The sequence below is a fragment of the Pedobacter sp. MR2016-24 genome, from assembly GCF_026239655.1.
Classification (GTDB): domain Bacteria; phylum Bacteroidota; class Bacteroidia; order Sphingobacteriales; family Sphingobacteriaceae; genus Pedobacter.
The window spans coordinates 233,606-250,481 of the sequence record NZ_JAPIVO010000006.1; the positions used below are offsets into that span (position 1 = coordinate 233,606).

Annotated in this window: 16 protein-coding genes; 14 read left to right on the top strand and 2 right to left on the bottom strand. The window is 42.1% G+C overall.

Annotation, left to right across the window (positions count from 1 at the left end; genetic code table 11):
* Position 1 precedes the first annotated feature (1 nt).
* The 13 genes from OQX62_RS17355 to OQX62_RS17415 all read left to right on the top strand — a co-directional run bounded on the left by OQX62_RS17355 (position 2) and on the right by OQX62_RS17415 (position 14,522).
* Positions 2–1,096: a polysaccharide pyruvyl transferase family protein gene (locus OQX62_RS17355; RefSeq protein ID WP_265832886.1), complete on the top strand. Its 1,095-nt coding sequence runs from the start codon at positions 2–4 to the stop codon at positions 1,094–1,096.
* Positions 1,096–2,394 carry a lipopolysaccharide biosynthesis protein gene (locus OQX62_RS17360; protein ID WP_265832887.1) on the top strand — a complete coding sequence of 433 codons (1,299 nt, stop codon included), beginning with the start codon at positions 1,096–1,098 and terminating at the stop codon, positions 2,392–2,394. Before OQX62_RS17355 ends, OQX62_RS17360 begins: the two co-directional genes overlap by 1 nt.
* Positions 2,372–2,977, top strand: coding sequence for an acyltransferase (locus tag OQX62_RS17365; protein ID WP_265832888.1), 606 nt, complete (start codon positions 2,372–2,374; stop codon positions 2,975–2,977). The genes OQX62_RS17360 and OQX62_RS17365 overlap by 23 nt, the downstream gene beginning before the upstream one ends.
* Positions 2,978–3,015: 38 nt before the next feature.
* Positions 3,016–4,146, top strand: coding sequence for a hypothetical protein (locus tag OQX62_RS17370; RefSeq protein WP_265832889.1), 1,131 nt, complete (start codon positions 3,016–3,018; stop codon positions 4,144–4,146).
* A 97-nt stretch (positions 4,147–4,243) separates the two neighbouring features.
* Positions 4,244–5,518 (top strand): hypothetical protein, encoded by a 1,275-nt coding sequence (locus OQX62_RS17375; protein ID WP_265832890.1) that lies wholly within the window; start codon positions 4,244–4,246, stop codon positions 5,516–5,518.
* The gene (locus tag OQX62_RS17380) at positions 5,515–6,774 is read left to right on the top strand and encodes a glycosyltransferase family 4 protein (RefSeq protein ID WP_265832891.1); all 1,260 of its coding nucleotides are present in this window, start codon (positions 5,515–5,517) and stop codon (positions 6,772–6,774) included. The genes OQX62_RS17375 and OQX62_RS17380 overlap by 4 nt, the downstream gene beginning before the upstream one ends.
* Complete coding sequence (locus OQX62_RS17385; protein ID WP_265832892.1) at positions 6,771–7,931, top strand: glycosyltransferase family 4 protein; 1,161 nt, start codon at positions 6,771–6,773, stop codon at positions 7,929–7,931. Before OQX62_RS17380 ends, OQX62_RS17385 begins: the two co-directional genes overlap by 4 nt.
* 5 nt (positions 7,932–7,936) lie before the next feature.
* Positions 7,937–9,073 carry an XrtY-associated glycosyltransferase XYAG1 gene (locus OQX62_RS17390; protein ID WP_265832893.1) on the top strand — a complete coding sequence of 379 codons (1,137 nt, stop codon included), beginning with the start codon at positions 7,937–7,939 and terminating at the stop codon, positions 9,071–9,073.
* Between the two features lie 19 nt (positions 9,074–9,092).
* Entirely contained in the window at positions 9,093–9,881 is a 789-nt protein-coding gene (locus OQX62_RS17395; RefSeq protein WP_265832894.1) for a glycosyltransferase family 2 protein, read from the top strand.
* A 1-nt stretch (position 9,882) separates the two neighbouring features.
* Positions 9,883–10,452 carry a WcaF family extracellular polysaccharide biosynthesis acetyltransferase gene (locus tag OQX62_RS17400; protein WP_265832895.1) on the top strand — a complete coding sequence of 190 codons (570 nt, stop codon included), beginning with the start codon at positions 9,883–9,885 and terminating at the stop codon, positions 10,450–10,452.
* A complete protein-coding gene (locus OQX62_RS17405) occupies positions 10,449–11,672 on the top strand; it encodes a WcaI family glycosyltransferase (protein ID WP_265832896.1) in 1,224 nt (407 codons plus the stop codon). The genes OQX62_RS17400 and OQX62_RS17405 overlap by 4 nt, the downstream gene beginning before the upstream one ends.
* Before the next feature lie 18 nt (positions 11,673–11,690).
* Positions 11,691–13,106 (top strand): capsule assembly Wzi family protein, encoded by a 1,416-nt coding sequence (locus tag OQX62_RS17410; protein ID WP_265832897.1) that lies wholly within the window; start codon positions 11,691–11,693, stop codon positions 13,104–13,106.
* 18 nt (positions 13,107–13,124) lie between these two features.
* Positions 13,125–14,522 (top strand): undecaprenyl-phosphate glucose phosphotransferase, encoded by a 1,398-nt coding sequence (locus OQX62_RS17415; protein ID WP_265832898.1) that lies wholly within the window; start codon positions 13,125–13,127, stop codon positions 14,520–14,522.
* On the opposite strand, the gene OQX62_RS17420 is transcribed toward OQX62_RS17415, so the two are convergent.
* Entirely contained in the window at positions 14,488–14,757 is a 270-nt protein-coding gene (locus tag OQX62_RS17420; protein WP_265832899.1) for a hypothetical protein, read from the bottom strand. The two genes, OQX62_RS17415 and OQX62_RS17420, sit on opposite strands and share 35 nt — an antisense overlap.
* A gap of 153 nt (positions 14,758–14,910) precedes the next feature.
* Between OQX62_RS17420 and OQX62_RS17425 the strand changes: the two genes are divergently transcribed.
* Positions 14,911–15,819, top strand: a complete 909-nt coding sequence (locus tag OQX62_RS17425) for a nucleotidyltransferase family protein (protein WP_265832900.1) — start codon at positions 14,911–14,913, stop codon at positions 15,817–15,819.
* A 17-nt stretch (positions 15,820–15,836) separates the two neighbouring features.
* On the opposite strand, the gene OQX62_RS17430 is transcribed toward OQX62_RS17425, so the two are convergent.
* Positions 15,837–16,826, bottom strand: coding sequence for a response regulator (locus OQX62_RS17430; RefSeq protein WP_265832901.1), 990 nt, complete (start codon positions 16,824–16,826; stop codon positions 15,837–15,839).
* Positions 16,827–16,876 lie beyond the last annotated feature (50 nt).

Here is a 16,876-nt window from a genome sequence, read left to right on the forward strand (position 1 = left end):
TATGATGATGTCTTATATACAGGTTCAGCACAGATTAAGGAATATCAAACAGAAAATATCTGGTGTTGAAGTCGGCGTAGTTGGTGGTTATCATGGGGGTAATCTGGGTGATATTGCCCTGGGCACATCGGTTACATCGGTACTGGAAGAAGAACAGATCAAAACTGGTATGCAGACGATTTACAACCTGGACAAATGGCCGAAAGCACCTTATGCAATTGTTGGCGGTGGAGCGGTGGGTTATGCGGATTCCTTAACGCGGGTAGCTGAACGCTATAAGGGAGACTTCCATAAGGTTTCTTTATTGGGGGTCGACTTTAATGAGAAATCATATCCGGAGGTATGCCTTGAGCTGATCAGAAAAGCTGCTTATGTAAGTGGCAGAAGTGAAGCGCAGGCGGAAAAATTAAAGACAATGACGGGGAGACAGGATATCCATTTCCATCCTGATATTGCTTTTTCTTTGTACCCTGACTTCTGTGAAAAAGAACGTGCAAAGGTAAGGAGTGATAAACCAGGAAAATTACTGGTCAATATTATCCCGCTGTACGGCAAACTGATCAATGGTGAAATTGTAGCATCTGATCAATATAAAGAAGAAAGACCAGCGCTTTATGCAGCTTACGAACAGATGCATAGTACTTATAAAGCACTCGTGAGAAATGTGGTGGAGAAGGCTATCGCTGATGGACTAACGGTGGAAACGATTCCTTTTACTCCGGATGATGAAGCATTTGGTAAGTCTCTGCTGGAAGGTCTGGAAGTAAAACATGCTAAATACCATGCTGATCCGCTACGTATGATCAAACACATGGCTACCGCAACCAGAGTTTTTGCAACGAGATACCATACTACAATATTTGCTTTGAAGTTGGGAATTCCTCTATATCCGGTTGCATATGCGGTTAAAAATGAACTGCTTTTTAAAGAGCTTGGAGTAAAAAGAGCAGATTTTATCTCTTCAGATGACCTGGCGGCAGGTTGTAATCCTAATCTGGAAACGATCAAGGTAGATGTGGATGTGATCAAAAATTATGAAATGAAAAGTCGTGCTGCAATTGTAGCATCGGTCAAGGCACTTAAAGTAAAGGTCTAATGAGGGGTATCAGTCAGCGTATTCTTGCTCATCCTAAATATTCAAAGTCCCTGGAATGGGGGAAATTGATTTTTATGACTGGTGCTGCACAAGTATTGGTGCAGGCGACAGGCTTGCTGACGGGTATATTTATTATCAGAATGCTGCCTACTCAGGAATATGCCTTCTATACACTGGCAAATACGATGCTGGGTACCATGACGATTCTGGCAGATGGAGGAATCAGCTCTGGAGTGATGTCACAGGGGGGGAAGATTTGGCGCGACAGGACAGAATTAGGTAAGGTACTCGTAACCGGAATGGAACTGCGAAAGAAATTCGCTGTTTTTAGTCTGCTGGTAGCCGTGCCTGTACTGGTGTATTTGTTATGGTTACAACATGCACAGCCCTGGGTAATTATATTGATTGTTGCGGCACTGATTCCAGCTTTTTTTTCTGCTTTATCAGACTCGCTGCTGGAAACCATTCCGAAGTTACATCAGGATATTAAGCCTTTGCAGGCTAATCAGGCTAAAGTTGGACTTTTCCGCCTTTTTCTTTCTTCGGCATCGGTATTCATTTTTCCTTTCACTTTTATTGCGTTGCTGGCGAATGGAATTCCGAGGATCATCGGCAATTTCAGGTTGAGAAAGATGGCATTGCGGTTTGCAGATACAAGTCAACCAGTAGATCCGGTTTATCAGACTGAAATCCTGAAGATGGTAAAGAGAAGACTGCCGGGCGCAATTTATTACTGTCTTTCGGGTCAGATAACAGTATGGCTGATTTCTATTCTGGGAACGACCAGGGCGATTGCACAGGTGGGTGCGCTTAGCAGATTGGGAATGGTATTGAGTGTATTTACTGTATTATTCGCTACGCTGGTAGTACCGAGGTTTGCAAGGGCTGCAAGCAATAAGATATTGCTGACCAGTAATTTTGTAAAAATTATTGTTGTCCTGGTGGCTGTTTGTACAATAATTATGGGCATTGTTTATGTCTTCCCTGATCAATTGTTATGGATATTGGGTAAGCAATATGCTGATCTTTCGGGCGCACTTCTTTTTAGTATTTTGGGAAGCTGTCTGGCACTGATTACGGGTTGTATCTTTAGTCTCTCCACTAGTCGTGGATGGGTTATCAATCCGGCCATTTCCATTCCTGTAAACCTGATCACAGTTGTTGCGGGCATCATATTCATGGATATATCTACGCTAAATGGTGTGTTATTAATGAACATAATGGTTTCTTCTGGTCAGCTATTATTACTACTGGCCTTTTTCATAATTAAACTTAATGGAATTAAAGATGACGAATAGCCTCTTTGACCGATCAATATTTTTTGTACGTAATAAGATTTTCAGGAAGCTGGGAATGTTTGTCCGTACTTCTTATTATGGTTTAATAGGATTGAAAACGGGTAAAAATACGAGACTAGCACCTTTAAAGGTAACATGGCCACATCAGGTAATTGTTGGGGATAACTGCACATTGGAAGATGATATATTTTTCAAATTCGATGGTATCTGGAAGCAGGGCCCTTCTATTAAAATCAAAAATCGTGTTTTTATTGGTGCCGGATGTGAGTTTAACATTCGATTGGGAATTGAAATAGGAGATGATGGACTGATTGCGTCAGGATGTAAGTTTATTGACCATGATCATGGTTTTGCTTATGGTGAATTGGTGAGGACGCAACAAGGAACTGAAATACCTATTAAAATTGGTAAGGACGTATGGTTGGGTTGTAATGTAATCGTTTTAAAAGGTGTAGTGATTAATGATGGTGCTATCATTGCCGCAGAGTCCGTTGTGACTAAATCTGTACCAAAGGAAGAGATCTGGGGCGGCGTCCCTGCAAGGAAGATTGGAATGAGAAAACGTGAAAGTGAACATATTTAATAAAAAAAGAACATCAGCGGGTGCACAATATGGCTAAAATGAAAATTGTATTTATCTGCGGATCTTTTGAACCTGGACATGATGGAGTTGGGGATTATTTGAGGCTTTTATGTCTTGAATTAATGCTCAATGGGATTGATGTTGCTGTAGCAGCAATCAATGACCGTCATTTGAAGGGCGAACTGGAAACAATCAATGCAGGTGATGCAAATCATGTTGCTGCACTTCGGATTCCTGCTGGATTGACGGCAGTGAATAGAATGGAGATATTGAGAAAGTATATAGCTGAATTCAATCCTGATTGGATAAGTCTGCAATATGTGGCTTTCTCCTTTCATGATAAGGGTCTTGACTTTGGACTGAACAATATGCTGATGGACGTAGGGAAAGGGAAAAAGTGGGAAGTGATGTTTCATGAAATTGCTGTAGGGATGTACAAAGGCGCAAGTGTGAAAGAGGTATTATGGGGCAAAGTGCAATTGTACCTGGTAAAGCAGCTGTTGAGAAAACTGAAACCGGTAGTACATACCACTAATATGGTTTACCTGGAACAGTTGAAAAGAATGGGGGCAAAAGCTCGTCTGTTGCCATTGTTTTCTAATATTCCTGTAGTTTCTCCGGAGCAGGTACAGGAAAAACTGAGAACAACACATCATAGGCGTGAAACGATCAATATTGTGGTATTCGGGAGTATATACCCTGATGCCCCAATTGAATCATTTGCTGCCCGGGCAAAAGCTTATGCGGACCTGAATGATGTCAAAATTAAGCTGATAATCATTGGCAGGAGTGGCAATGAGCTTGAACGCTGGATGAAGATCTGGACGGGAGCCGGTCTGGATGCTGAATGCTTAGGAAAACTGAGTGAAAAAAGCATATCTGAAATATTAACGGAAGCTGAGTTCGGAATTTTTACAACGCCTTTATCACTGGCTGAAAAAAGTGGTTCCGTTGCAGCGATGAGAGCACATGGTGTTCATTTACTGGCTGTATCACGTGACCGCGCCTATGGTGGAATCGGAGCCGTAAACAATCTTTACGGCATCTCTGCATTCGATGGAGGCTCCCTGGATGATTTTTTTAATGGAGAAAAGGATTTTTCCTACAACCCATCCCTGGCAGGTACAGCTAAACAGTTTGTTGATGACCTGTCAGTAAATATAGAATAATGATCTGGGGATAACCCGGCTTTGATAACATAACCACTTTAGCATAAAATAAAGGATATAGAATTTGATAATGCAAAACACAAGGGATAAAAGATTAATGGAAAATAAAGATGAAGACCTCTGGTTAAAACGGGGGGTCTGGATCTATTTTTTTCTGCTGATTTTTGAAGGCGCACTGCGGAAGTGGCTGGTTCCTTCGCTGGCAACTCCTTTACTGGTAGTGCGTGATCCTGTTGCGATATGGTTGATTTACCAGGTTTGGAGAAAGGGTAAACTGACGAATACATTTTTATTGACGGCAATGGTAGTAATTACGGTGATCAGTGTGATTACCACGCTCTTATTTGGACACGGAAATTTACCTGTAGCGGTGTTTGGTGCAAGAATATTGCTGGTTCACTTTCCGCTGATGTTTGTCATCGGGCGGATCTTTAAAAAAGAGGATGTGCTGGAGATGGGCAAAATGATTTTAATGATTGCTATCCCGATGGCATTGCTGATTGCAGTACAGTTTTATAGTCCCCAGGCCTCTTTTGTAAACCGCGGTATTGGTGATAATACAGAAGGAGGCGGGTTTAGTGGTGCAATGGGTTATTTCCGTCCACCGGGAACATTCTCTTTTACTACGGGAGTTACCTTGTTTTTCTCCTTATGTGCTCCATTTGTGATCTATTTCTGGTTTAATACAGGAATGAATAAGATTTTATTGATTATGGCGACTGCAGCTGTTTTAGCTTCTATTCCCCTATCAATTAGTCGCACGCTCTTCTTTAGTATAGGTATCACTCTTGTATTTACTGTGATAGGTGTATTGAGAAACGGAAAATATGCAGGAAAGGTAATTATGGCGGGTGTGCTGATCACTCTTTCCCTGCTGATCCTCATCCAGCTACCTTTCTTTCAAACAGCTATAGAAGTATTTACTTCGAGGTTTACAAATGCGAGTGATAGTGAGGGTGGTTTACAGGGAACCTTAGGAAACAGGTACATAGGTTTAATGACAAAAGCATTAAGCAGCTCATTTGATCAGCCTTTTTTTGGATACGGAATCGGTATGGGAACTAATGTGGGAGCTATGCTGATCAGCGGACGTACGACTTTCCTGATTTCTGAGGAAGAGTGGGGAAGAGTATTGGGGGAGATGGGCACAATTATGGGTTTGGGTGTGATTTTTATCAGGCTTGGCTTATCATTCAAACTTTTTGCAGCTGGATTTAAAAAACTGGCTGATGGCGATTTGTTACCCTGGTTACTGTTGAGTTTTGGCTTACTGGTGATCCCGCAGGGACAATGGGCGCAGCCGACAAATCTTGGGTTTAGTACATTAATTGGGGGGCTGATTATCGCTTCCTTCAATACCAAAAAAATATGAAGATAATAGTTTCGCATCCTTCTGGTAATGCCAATGTGCGTGCAGCAGCAGTTGCCTGCGCAAAGGCGGGAATTTTATCTAAATTTTATACCAGTATAGCGGTATTTAAGGGCACTTTACTGGATAAGCTGAGTGGTTTTGGCCCTTTAGCTGAATTAAACAGAAGGCGTTTCGATACAACTTTACACCAGGCTACAGGGGTATGGCCATTGCGTGAACTGGGTCGTTTATTGTCGATCAAGTTCGGATTTAAGCAGCTGATCAAACATGAGGTAGGCCTTTTTAGTGTGGATGCGGTTTGGAATAATTTCGACAAGCGTGTGGCTGCTGTGTTGAAACAGGAAAAGAAAGCAGGTTTGAATGCAGTATATGCTTATGAGGACGGTGCTTTAAATTCTTTTGCAGTAGCAAAGGAACTAAACCTGATCTGTATTTATGATTTACCTATAGGTTACTGGAAGGCAGCCAAAATCTTGTTGACTGCGGAGCAGGAAAGATGGCCGGAATGGGCGCCTACTTTAACAGGATTGCGTAATTCCGATGAAAAGTTAAAAAGGAAAGATGAAGAGCTGAGGCTGGCTGATCAGATTTTAGTAGCCAGTTCTTTCACGGCTAAAACTTTGAATGAATATGAAGGGAAGCTGTGTCCAGTAACGGTGATACCTTATGGATTTCCGCCGGTAGTGTCTGACAGAAAATATAATGATGATGCGAAAAAGCCATTGAAATTATTATTTGTAGGCGGACTGTCGCAGCGTAAGGGTATTGCGGACTTATTTGCTGCAGTGGATGGGATTGGTGAAAGGGTAGAGCTGACTGTTGTCGGAAAGAAGACTGTTGGGGATTGCACTGCACTGGAAGAAGCGCTGGGCAGGCATAAATGGATTCCTAGTTTACCACACCATGAGGTACTGAGCCTGATGCAGGAACATGATGTATTGGTTTTTCCTTCTTTATTTGAAGGCTTTGGTCTGGTGATTACTGAAGCCATGTCTCAGGGAACACCGGTGATTACAACTGACCGTACAGCGGGACCTGACCTGATTACGGATGGAGAGAATGGCTGGATTATCGAGGCAGGCTCTACGGTGGCCTTGCAGCAGGCCATAGAAAATTTGATTGGCAAGCCTGGTGTGATTGCTGCTGCAGGACGGGCAGCAATGGAAACAGCAAGGTTGAGACCATGGGAAAAATACGGACAGGAACTGTCTGACGCTATAGTGAAATTTAAAACGGATCGGGGAGCAGCATTATGAAAATAGTTTTTTTTGCACATCCTTCTTTTCTTGGTTCACAGAGCATGCCGCGTTTTGTCCATATGCTTGCGGAAGGAATGCGGCAACGTGGTCATGAAACAGAAGTATGGCAGCCGGAAGCAAAGTTTTCAAAACTTCCTGTTGGAGGTTTTAAAAAATGGATGAGTTATATCGACCAGTATATTGTTTTTCCGGGGACAGTGAAAAAGCTATTAAAGACTCAGCCTGCTGATACCTTGTATGTAGTCACCGATCATGCATTGGGTCCTTATATACCATTGATTGCCGATCGTCTGCATGTAATTCATTGCCATGATTTTCTTGCCCAGCGCTCTGCATTGGGAGAGATCCCGGAAAATATCACTTCAGCAAGTGGTAAAAAATACCAGGCTTACATTAAAAATGGTTATAGTAAAGGAAGGAACTTCATTTCTGTATCTGAAAAGACGAGAACCGATCTGGAGCGTTTTATGGCGGTAAAACCGGAACGGTCAGAGATGGTATATAATGGCTTAAATCCTGCATTTGTACCGGCACCAGAAAATGTGTCAAGGTTGTCTTTGGGTAAAGAGCTCAACCTTGATCTGGCTAATGGGTATATCCTGCATGTGGGGGGCAACCAATGGTATAAAAACAGAACAGGCGTGATTGCGATTTATGATACCTGGAGAAAAAAACAGGAAGGTAATCTGCCCCTATTGCTGATAGGACCAAAACCTGCGGTTGCTTTGGAGGAAAAGAGAAATAATTCTGATTATAAAAATGATATCCACTTTATTGTGGGTGTGAGTGATGAAGTGGTTAAAAAGGCCTACGCCGGGGCGTCGGTTTTTCTGTTCCCTTCTATAGCTGAAGGTTTTGGCTGGCCGATAGCCGAAGCGATGGCATCGGGAACAGTGGTGATTACGACCAATGAAGCACCCATGCTGGAAGTTGCTGGTGCGGCTGCTTTGCTGATAGACCGTCGTCCGCCGGGGAATGATGCTGAATGGGCAGAACAGGCTGCGGTGGTTTTACAGCAAGCTGTACAAATTCAGGGTGAAGAGAAGAAGGATTGGATAGAGAGAGGGGTTGAACACGTGAAACAGTTTAATCTGGAACATGCGCTGAACAGGATAGAGGAAATTTATAAAGAAGTATTAACTGCTAAGAACTGATCATCATGAAGATATTACATATAGTGCCTTCTTATAAACCTGCCTACATTTATGGAGGACCGATAGAGTCGGTTTCAAAGTTATGTGAGGGACTGGTTGCGGCCGGGCATGAGGTGGACGTATTCACGACTACTGCCAACGGGGAAGTGGAACTGGATGTAGTACCGGGTCAGGTGATGGATGTGGATGGAGTGAAGGTAACTTACTTCAAGCGGATTACAAAAGATCCTACGCATGTATCAACGGCCCTCTGGAAACATTTATATGCCAATGTAAAGGCCTATGACATTGTCCATATTCAATCCTGGTGGAACTTCCTGGTCATTGTTGCGGCCTGTATCTGCCATCTCAAAAAAGTTAAGGTGGTGATTTCACCACGAGGGATGTTAAGCGGTTATATTTTTAATTCAGGCAGCAGTAAATCGAAAAAGCTGATCCATAGCGTTACGGGAAAATTTGCTTTATCGCGCAGCACCTTTCATGCGACCGCGGAATCGGAGTATGAGGAGTGCAGACTGGTCATTGATAACTGGACAGGGTTTATACAGCCTAACATTATTACGCTGCCTGAGATACCGGTTGTGGCGCCTGATAACAAGGTGTTTACGATCATATTTATGTCGCGCGTACACCCCAAAAAGGGTATAGAAATCCTTTTCCGTGCAATTAGCGGCCTGGGTTTTGATATAGTGTTGAAAATAGCCGGATCCGGAGAGGCAGAATATATCAGTGAGCTAAAAAATCTGGCTGCTGATTTAAATATTGCGGATAAAATAGAGTGGTTAGGCTGGTTAAACAGGGAAGAGAAATTCGAGGCACTGATGCATGCTGATCTCTTCGTACTGGTGTCTCTCAATGAAAACTTTGCGAATGTTGTGATTGAGTCTTTACATATGGGCACTCCTGTGCTGGTATCTGAAGAAGTTGCGCTTTCTGCAACAGTGAGACAGCTTGATCTGGGCTGGGTTTCGTCTCTGGAAGTGGAAGATGTAGTGATCAAGCTGACTGAGGCGAGGGCAAATCCGGAACACCGCAAAACAATCAGGGAAAGTGGAAGAAAGATCATTGAGCAGCATTTTTCAGCTAATAAACTGATTGAAAATTATGCGAATGAGTACAAAAAGATTTTAGAAACGGTATAGAGGTAAATAAAATATAGATATGGAAAAGCTAAGCGCTACACTACTGCAAGCAGTGATTCTGACCAAAAATGAAGAACCTAACCTGAAAAGGGTGCTGGATCAGCTGACCTGGCTGGAAAGAGTGGTTATTCTGGATAGTTTCAGTACAGATGCAACGCTGGAAATTGCAGCGGCATATGAAAATGTAGTGGTAGAGCAGCGTGCTTTTGATACACATGCGATCCAGTGGAATTATGGACTTTCTCTGGTAGACTGCGACTGGGTACTGAGCCTGGATGCAGATTATGTGCTGCCTGAAGATTTTATTGCAGAAACAAAGAAATGGGTGGCGACCGGTGACAAACCGGCTTATGATACCAGGTTTAAATTTCTGGTATTTGGTAAACCACTGCTGAAGGACAATACCACGCCAAGGCCTGTGCTGTTTAGAAAGTCTAAATGCTTTTACTACGACGACGGACATACTCAAAGGCTGAAAGTGAATGGTGAGACAGGCTCCTATCAGGCAGTTATTTTACATGACGATAGAAAATCGCTGAGCCGCTGGCTGAGCAACCAGGATGGATACGCCATCAAAGAAGCGAATAAACTGATTGCGAGCACGGGGCCACTACCAATGAGTTCAAAAATAAGGAAGACAAAGATCATCGCGCCTTTCCTGGTGTTCTTTTACACCTTGTTTGGAAAAGGACTGATATTTAACGGCTGGAGAGGCTGGCATTATACTCTTCAGCGTACGATGGTAGAGATTATTCTCGCCTTGCGGATTATTGAAGAAGAAAAATTAAAAAAAGATACTGAACTGTAATATGGAAGCAGCAAAACGGCAGTCGAAAGTAAACCTTGGCGCATTCAATTCTCAGATTGGATTGGACCGGGGTGCGGGTAAATTCAAAGAAATCAGCTGGTATTTTATCAAGATGATTTTCTTTTTGTCGGCCATGCCTTATCCAAATGCGCTGAAGAAAGCATTGCTGCAATTGTTTGGTGCTAAAGTAGGGAGCGGTGTGATCATTAAGCCAAGGGTAAATATACATTTTCCGTGGAAGCTGGTGATAGGAAATGATGTTTGGATTGGAGAGGAGGCATTTTTGCTGAACTTTGAGTTGCTGACTATAGGTGATAATGTCTGTGTATCGCAGCGTGCCTTTTTATGTGGCGGTAACCATGATTACAGGATTCCGGAAATGCCCTACCGGAACGGGCCGATTAGACTGATGGATGGTTGCTGGATCGGTGCAAACGTATTTGTATCGCCGGGAGTGACTGTAGGTGTGGATTCCATCATCACCGCAGGTTCTGTAGTGACGGCGGATGTGGCAGAGAATGGTATTTATAAAGGAAATCCCTTAAGTTATATTAAAGCAAGATGGATATGAAGAAGAGGATCTTAGTATTAGGAATTAATTGTTTACCCGAACTGACGGGGATAGGTAAGTATACAGGTGAGATGATTCAATGGTTGGCTAATGATGGTCACCAGGTAACGATGGTTACAGGTTTTCCTTATTATCCTAACTGGCAGGTGCAGCAGCCTTACCATGGTAATTTTTATAAAACAGAGAAGCTTTGCAATGATAATTTAACCATACACCGCTGCCCTTTGTATGTGCCTAAAGATCCTTCGGGATTGAAGAGGTTATTACATGAAGCCAATTTTTTTATGTCGGCCGGCATGATGGTGTTTAAATTGCTGTTCAAGAAGAAACAGGACCTGATCTTTTGTATTGCACCGCCTTTTCACCTGGCTATACTGGCTTTGATGTACAGGTTTATCCGGGGTGGTAAAATCGTTTATCATATCCAGGATTTACAGATAGAAGCAGCGAAAGAGCTGAACATGCTGAAACATGACTGGATGTTTGATGCCTTGTTTGGGCTGGAGAATTTTATTCTGAGGAAGATGAATTTTGTGAGTACTATCTCTGAAGGGATGATTGCGAGGGTAGGAAAAAAAGTAAAAAAGAAGATTATGTTTTTCCCGAACTGGGTGGATACAGAAACCTTTTTTCCCTTGCCTGACCGTAATGCACTGAAACTGAAATGGGGTTATGGGGAAGATCATCAGATTATACTCTATTCTGGTAGTATTGGTGAGAAACAAGGTCTTGATGCTTTAATCCGTATCGCAGAACAACTTCAGGAAAAAGAAAAGATAAAATTCGTGATTTGTGGTACAGGGCCTTTTAAGCAGGAACTGATTAGAATGGCTACGGAGAAGAACCTGAAGAATCTTGATTTTCTGCCTTTACAGGGTTTTGATGTTTTCAATGAATTTCTAAACATGGCAGATGTACACCTGGTGTTACAAAAAGCAAATGCGAGTGACCTGGTGATGCCCTCTAAGCTGACCTCAATTTTATCTGTAGGTGGACTGGCGTTGGTTACTGCAAATGCAGGCACTACCCTGCATGATGTGATTCATGCGCATGATATGGGCGTAGTGATTGCTGCGGAAGATGAAAATGAACTGGCCCGGACTATTGTATTTATTGCGGAGAATGACCATGATAAGTATCGTGTGAATGCACGTAAATATGCAGAGCAATTTTTAGATAAACGTAATATTCTGCCAAAGATGCTGGCGGATGTATCCTGATTTTAAACCTATTTACCTATGAAATACCTTTTAATTTTCACCTTATCTCTATGCCTGACGGTATCCGCCAGTGCGCAGGTGCTTGATTCTTTACAGGTGCAGGCAGGAACAGCGGTGACTGTTGCTTCTAAAGACTATCTTCCTTTATGGCTTGTAGCTAACCGTTATGGGATCATATCTGACCAGCAGTTTGATTTTTCCACACATGTGAGAGCCACGAATACGAACCAGGTATTGTCCTGGTTGAAACTGGACTATGGGGTTGATATTTATAATAACGACCACCTGCGTAAAACACTGATTCAGGAGGCTTATCTAAAGGCGACCTACAAAAACCTGAAATTAAGTGTGGGGAGGTTTAAGCAGGTAGTCGGCGAGGTGGATCCGGATCTTTCGTCTGGATCGCTTGGTATTAGCGGGAACGCATTGCCTATTCCTGAAATTAAGTTATCGCTCGACTATACAGCGATTCCTTTTACGAACGGATGGATCCAGTTTAAAGGACAGCTTGGACATGGATTAATGGGAGACAACCAGTTTATGAAGGGTGCTTACCTGCATGAAAAAAATATTTATTTCAGACTGGGAAAACGCAAGCTGAAATTATATGGGGGTATACAACATTACGCCGTATGGGGTGGTTCCAGACCTGATTTTTTATCATTGGATAAATCATGGGGCGGCTTCTGGAATATCCTGCTGGCTAAAGAGTCAGATGACGGAAGTACGACCGGTCAGATCAGACCTAACAGGTCGGGCGACCAGCGTGGCGTAATTGAAGCGGGTGCTGAATGGGAGAATGAGCACTATAAAATTAACCTGAACAACCAGACTCCTTTTGATATGGGACAGGGTATTGACATCAGAAATATCGACAGGTTGTTAAGTTTAAATATTACTAATAAAAAGCCCGGTGCTAAATTGAAAAAGCTGGTGCTGGAATTCATTTATACCAAGCAGATGAATGACTTCTATGCGCAGCAGTACAGAGAAAGTTATTATAATAATGGCGTGTACAGGACGGGATGGGAGTATAATGATCAGATTATTGGTACGCCGTTATTCGTTAACCGGGTAAGAGGATCGAAGTATTTTAACGATGTACAGCCCTATGATTGGGACGGACCGCAACGTGATATTAAACCTTTGAGTAATATCATTAATAACCGTGTAGTAGGTGGTCATGCCGCTTTTGTATATGAAATCAACAAGCAGATTTCTACCAAAACAAAGCTCACCTATACGAAGAATTACGGGAACTATTCGCCGGGAAATTTTGATATCCCACTTTCACAGTTTTATACCATGGAAGAGGTAAGCTGGCGCGTTCCAAATTCACAATTATCATTATCAGGCACCATTGCCTACGACTTTGGTGAGCTGTATAATAATTTTGGCTCAATGATTGGCTTGCAATGGCAGCTGAGGAATTAACTTAATAAAATATTTAACATGCCTATCCAAACCCGATACCTCTACCTGCTGAGATATATCCTGCCGATTACGGATGTAATCATGATCAATCTCATTTATGTGCTTGCTTATTACGTTACCGGATATATGGGTAAAGTAGTCAGTGAGGAAATACAGCAGCATTACCTGGTGGTTTGTAATCTGCTTTGGTTTTTTAATACGGCTATATTCCGCTTGTATACGGCATATAACGCACGTAAAATTGAGCGGATTTACAGGGGAACTTTAAAGAGTTTATTGCTGCACTTCGTGCTGTTTTCTATTTATTTGCTGTTTGCGAAGGATTATGAATTTTCACGGACGTTCCTGGTCTTATTCTATGTGTTTTTATTAGCAGGTTTTGTGCTGAACAGATTTATTGGAACTTATATTCAGCATTTGGTGATTACCAAATTTAACCTGACCCGTAAAGTAGCGGTGATGGGGAACAATGATACAGGTTTGCGCCTGGCGGACTACTTTCAGAAGCAGCGGAATTTAGAATATTATGGCTTGATTGGTGACGAGGCAAGTATGTACGGCGACGGTTTTGGTCGCCTGTCTGCAGAGGCTGTACAAACCCTGCAGGATGCCGCAAACTCAGGTGTAAAAGATCTTTATGTTTCCGTTTCACCTTCGCGCATGCGGGAGATCGGTCCGCTCGTAAAGGAGGCTGACAAACAGTTATTGCGGTTAAAGTTTATTCCCGATCTTGCAGGTGCATTATCAGCACCTTATACCATTACCTATATGGGCGGGGAATTTCCGGTAATTACACTACGGGATGAACCTCTGGAAAGCATGGGTAACCGATTTAAGAAACGCTTGTTTGATATTGTTTTCAGTACGATAGTGATCGTTTTTGTATTGAGCTGGTTATATCCCATTATAGGATTACTGATTAAACTACAGGGTAGAGGACCGGTACTTTTTAAACAGCAGAGAAGCGGTATTAATGACGAACCTTTCTGGTGTTATAAGTTCAGAAGTATGCGGATGAACAATGACAGCGATAATAAGCAGGCGACCAGAAATGATAACAGGGTAACGACTATCGGGAAATTCCTGCGCAAAAGCAGCCTGGATGAGATGCCCCAGTTTTTTAATGTATTTATGGGAGAGATGAGTGTGGTTGGTCCGAGACCGCATATGCTGCGCCATACGGAGGAATATAAAGCGATTATCAGCCAGTATATGGTGAGACAGTTTTTAAAGCCGGGGATTACAGGCTGGGCACAGGTGAACGGCTATCGCGGCGAAACTAAGGATGACACGGCCATGCAAAAACGGGTGGAGCATGACATCTGGTACCTGGAGAACTGGAGCAGTATGCTTGATGTAAGGATCATATTTATGACCATCATCAATGTATTTCATGGTGAAGAGAATGCTTTTTAGCAGTGCTTTCCGGATAGTAATAATCAATCCAGTCGCCTATCTGTTTTAAAAGTTCATTATCGGTAATCTCGTGGGAATACCATCCTGTGGACCGGGGATTTTTGATGGGTTTGACCAGGCCTATAATCTCTCTATGAAGATAGACGGCGAACAATTTATGATCGGAACTAACGGATTCAACGGATAATGATCCCATGTAATGCTGGCTCATCACTTCGATTTCAAAACTGTTCATATGGCTTATTGGTTAGCTGTTGCATTATAAACGAAATCAAACCAATGTTGGATTTTTTCTGTTATCATTTCTGTACTTAAAATGTGAATACCTCCTGTCTGAATCTAGAGGAAATTTGCTAGTTTTATAAATAAATCTTAAAAACAATAATCTATGACTACAACCAAGCCTTCCCTGGTTATACTGGCTGCTGGTATGGCAAGCCGTTACGGTGGAAATAAACAAACTGAATCCTTCGGGCCTTCAGGTGAAACGATTATGGAATATTCTATTTACGATGCAATACAGGCCGGATTTGGGAAAGTCGTTTTTATTATCAGGGAAGAGTTTTCTGAGGCATTTAAAGCTACTATAGAACCTAAGCTAGCGGGTAAGATTGAAACGGAATACGTGTATCAGTCGCTGGAAAGCTTTAGCGGTGGCAGAACACTTCCTGAAGGACGTACAAAACCTTTTGGTACAATGCATGCGTTATTGTGCTGCAAGGATGTACTGGATGCACCATTTGCGGTAATTAATGCGGATGATTTCTATGGATTTGACGCATTTAAACAAGCGTATGATTTTCTTTCCAATGGAATAGCAGATGGGAAATATGCCTGCATTGGTTACGAGCTGAAAAATACACTGAGTGATAATGGATCTGTGACCCGTGGTGAAATCAATGTGGATGGGGCACAAAATATTGTGAGTATTACAGAACGTAAGGAAATCTATAAAAAAGAAGGTAAAGCATTTACCAAAGAGGCTGAGGCTGATCTGGAACTTCCTTTAGACACTAAAGTAAGTATGAATTTCTTTTGCTTTACGCCTGAATTTGTAAACTGGTCTGAAGCTGAATATTACAAGTTCCTGGATGAGAATAAAACAGAACTGAAGGCCGAATTTTTAATACCTGAGGTTGCTGATACCTTAATCAATTCCGGGAATGGCGTAGTGAAAATGATTCCTACAGAAGCGAAGTGGTTTGGTGTAACTTTTAAAGAAGACGCACCTGTTGTGAAAGCACAACTGCAAAAGCTGATTGATGAAAAGGTTTATCCTGAAAATCTCTGGGCATAAATCAAAGAGCGCAATGTTTAAGAGAACATTGCGCTTATATTTTCACTGGTAAGCGGCTTGCTTAAAAAGTCCTTTACAAAAGGATAAGCTTTGGCTTTAGCTTTTTCATGTTCATCGATAGAGGAAGAGACAATGATGACGGATACTTTGATCCGGTTATCTTCAATCAGCTTCAGGAATTCCCAACCGTTGATCTTTGGCATGTTCAGGTCCAGAAAGATCAGATCTGGTTTATTGCTGATCACATATTCCATTGCCAGCGTTGGGTCTGCAAAATCTATAATTGTCCTGTCCTGCTGGTATTTCTTCAGTAACATCTGATGCAGCCTGTTAACAATAGGCTCGTCATCTACAAGGACAATATGGCGATTAACTATTCCTGAAGCAGCCTTTTGTAATTGCGCGGGAATTTCCTGCTGTTGCTTGTTCTCCTCATTATCATTGATGAGTCCGTTTAATACCATAATCACATTATCCAGTTTCTCGGCCTGTTCGTAGATATCATTTAATAAAAACCTGATGCGATCCACATCATAGGTTTTCATTTTTGGGTAATTCTGCAGGTTGGATAAACTTAAAATATTTGTAATGGGCGGCCTGAGCTCATGGGAGGCAAATTTTGAATAATCGTCAAATTTTCTGACAATATCTGTTACCCTTTTCATTGTTGCAAATGTGCAGTTAATATAGCTGAGTTCTCCTGCAATGTATATGGGCGTGCAGGTAATGATGATGACGAAAGGCCGCTCTGTTAACCGGTGTGTCATTTCATCTCTGAAAGTAATGGATTCACCCGCCAGTGCACGGTCAAGTACTTCATTAAAATCGTGTTTATAAGAAATTGAAATACAGTCCAATACAGGCTGGCCTGTTACGGGCTGATGTGGTAAATATATTTCAATCTCCTGAGTTTGATCGACTTTAAAGAAAATAACTTCCTTATTGGTGTTGATAAGTACGAATGAATTTTCAGTATAATCCACATTTAAGGATGCTTGCTGGTTCATTTATTTTTTGATTTAACTTTGCGTTATTATTGATCCCCACTATTACCTGA

Excerpts from the sequence above, each read along its gene's own strand:
- OQX62_RS17355 (WP_265832886.1), top strand. The coding sequence starts at position 2 with ATGATGATGTCTTATATACAGGTTCAGCACAGATTAAGGAATATCAAA.
- OQX62_RS17360 (WP_265832887.1), top strand. The coding sequence starts at position 1,096 with ATGAGGGGTATCAGTCAGCGTATTCTTGCTCATCCTAAATATTCAAAG.
- OQX62_RS17365 (WP_265832888.1), top strand. The coding sequence starts at position 2,372 with ATGGAATTAAAGATGACGAATAGCCTCTTTGACCGATCAATATTTTTT.
- OQX62_RS17370 (WP_265832889.1), top strand. The coding sequence starts at position 3,016 with ATGAAAATTGTATTTATCTGCGGATCTTTTGAACCTGGACATGATGGA.
- OQX62_RS17375 (WP_265832890.1), top strand. The coding sequence starts at position 4,244 with ATGGAAAATAAAGATGAAGACCTCTGGTTAAAACGGGGGGTCTGGATC.
- OQX62_RS17380 (WP_265832891.1), top strand. The coding sequence starts at position 5,515 with ATGAAGATAATAGTTTCGCATCCTTCTGGTAATGCCAATGTGCGTGCA.
- OQX62_RS17385 (WP_265832892.1), top strand. The coding sequence starts at position 6,771 with ATGAAAATAGTTTTTTTTGCACATCCTTCTTTTCTTGGTTCACAGAGC.
- OQX62_RS17390 (WP_265832893.1), top strand. The coding sequence starts at position 7,937 with ATGAAGATATTACATATAGTGCCTTCTTATAAACCTGCCTACATTTAT.
- OQX62_RS17395 (WP_265832894.1), top strand. The coding sequence starts at position 9,093 with ATGGAAAAGCTAAGCGCTACACTACTGCAAGCAGTGATTCTGACCAAA.
- OQX62_RS17400 (WP_265832895.1), top strand. The coding sequence starts at position 9,883 with ATGGAAGCAGCAAAACGGCAGTCGAAAGTAAACCTTGGCGCATTCAAT.
- OQX62_RS17405 (WP_265832896.1), top strand. The coding sequence starts at position 10,449 with ATGAAGAAGAGGATCTTAGTATTAGGAATTAATTGTTTACCCGAACTG.
- OQX62_RS17410 (WP_265832897.1), top strand. The coding sequence starts at position 11,691 with ATGAAATACCTTTTAATTTTCACCTTATCTCTATGCCTGACGGTATCC.
- OQX62_RS17415 (WP_265832898.1), top strand. The coding sequence starts at position 13,125 with ATGCCTATCCAAACCCGATACCTCTACCTGCTGAGATATATCCTGCCG.
- OQX62_RS17420 (WP_265832899.1), bottom strand. The coding sequence starts at position 14,757 with ATGAACAGTTTTGAAATCGAAGTGATGAGCCAGCATTACATGGGATCA.
- OQX62_RS17425 (WP_265832900.1), top strand. The coding sequence starts at position 14,911 with ATGACTACAACCAAGCCTTCCCTGGTTATACTGGCTGCTGGTATGGCA.
- OQX62_RS17430 (WP_265832901.1), bottom strand. The coding sequence starts at position 16,826 with ATGAACCAGCAAGCATCCTTAAATGTGGATTATACTGAAAATTCATTC.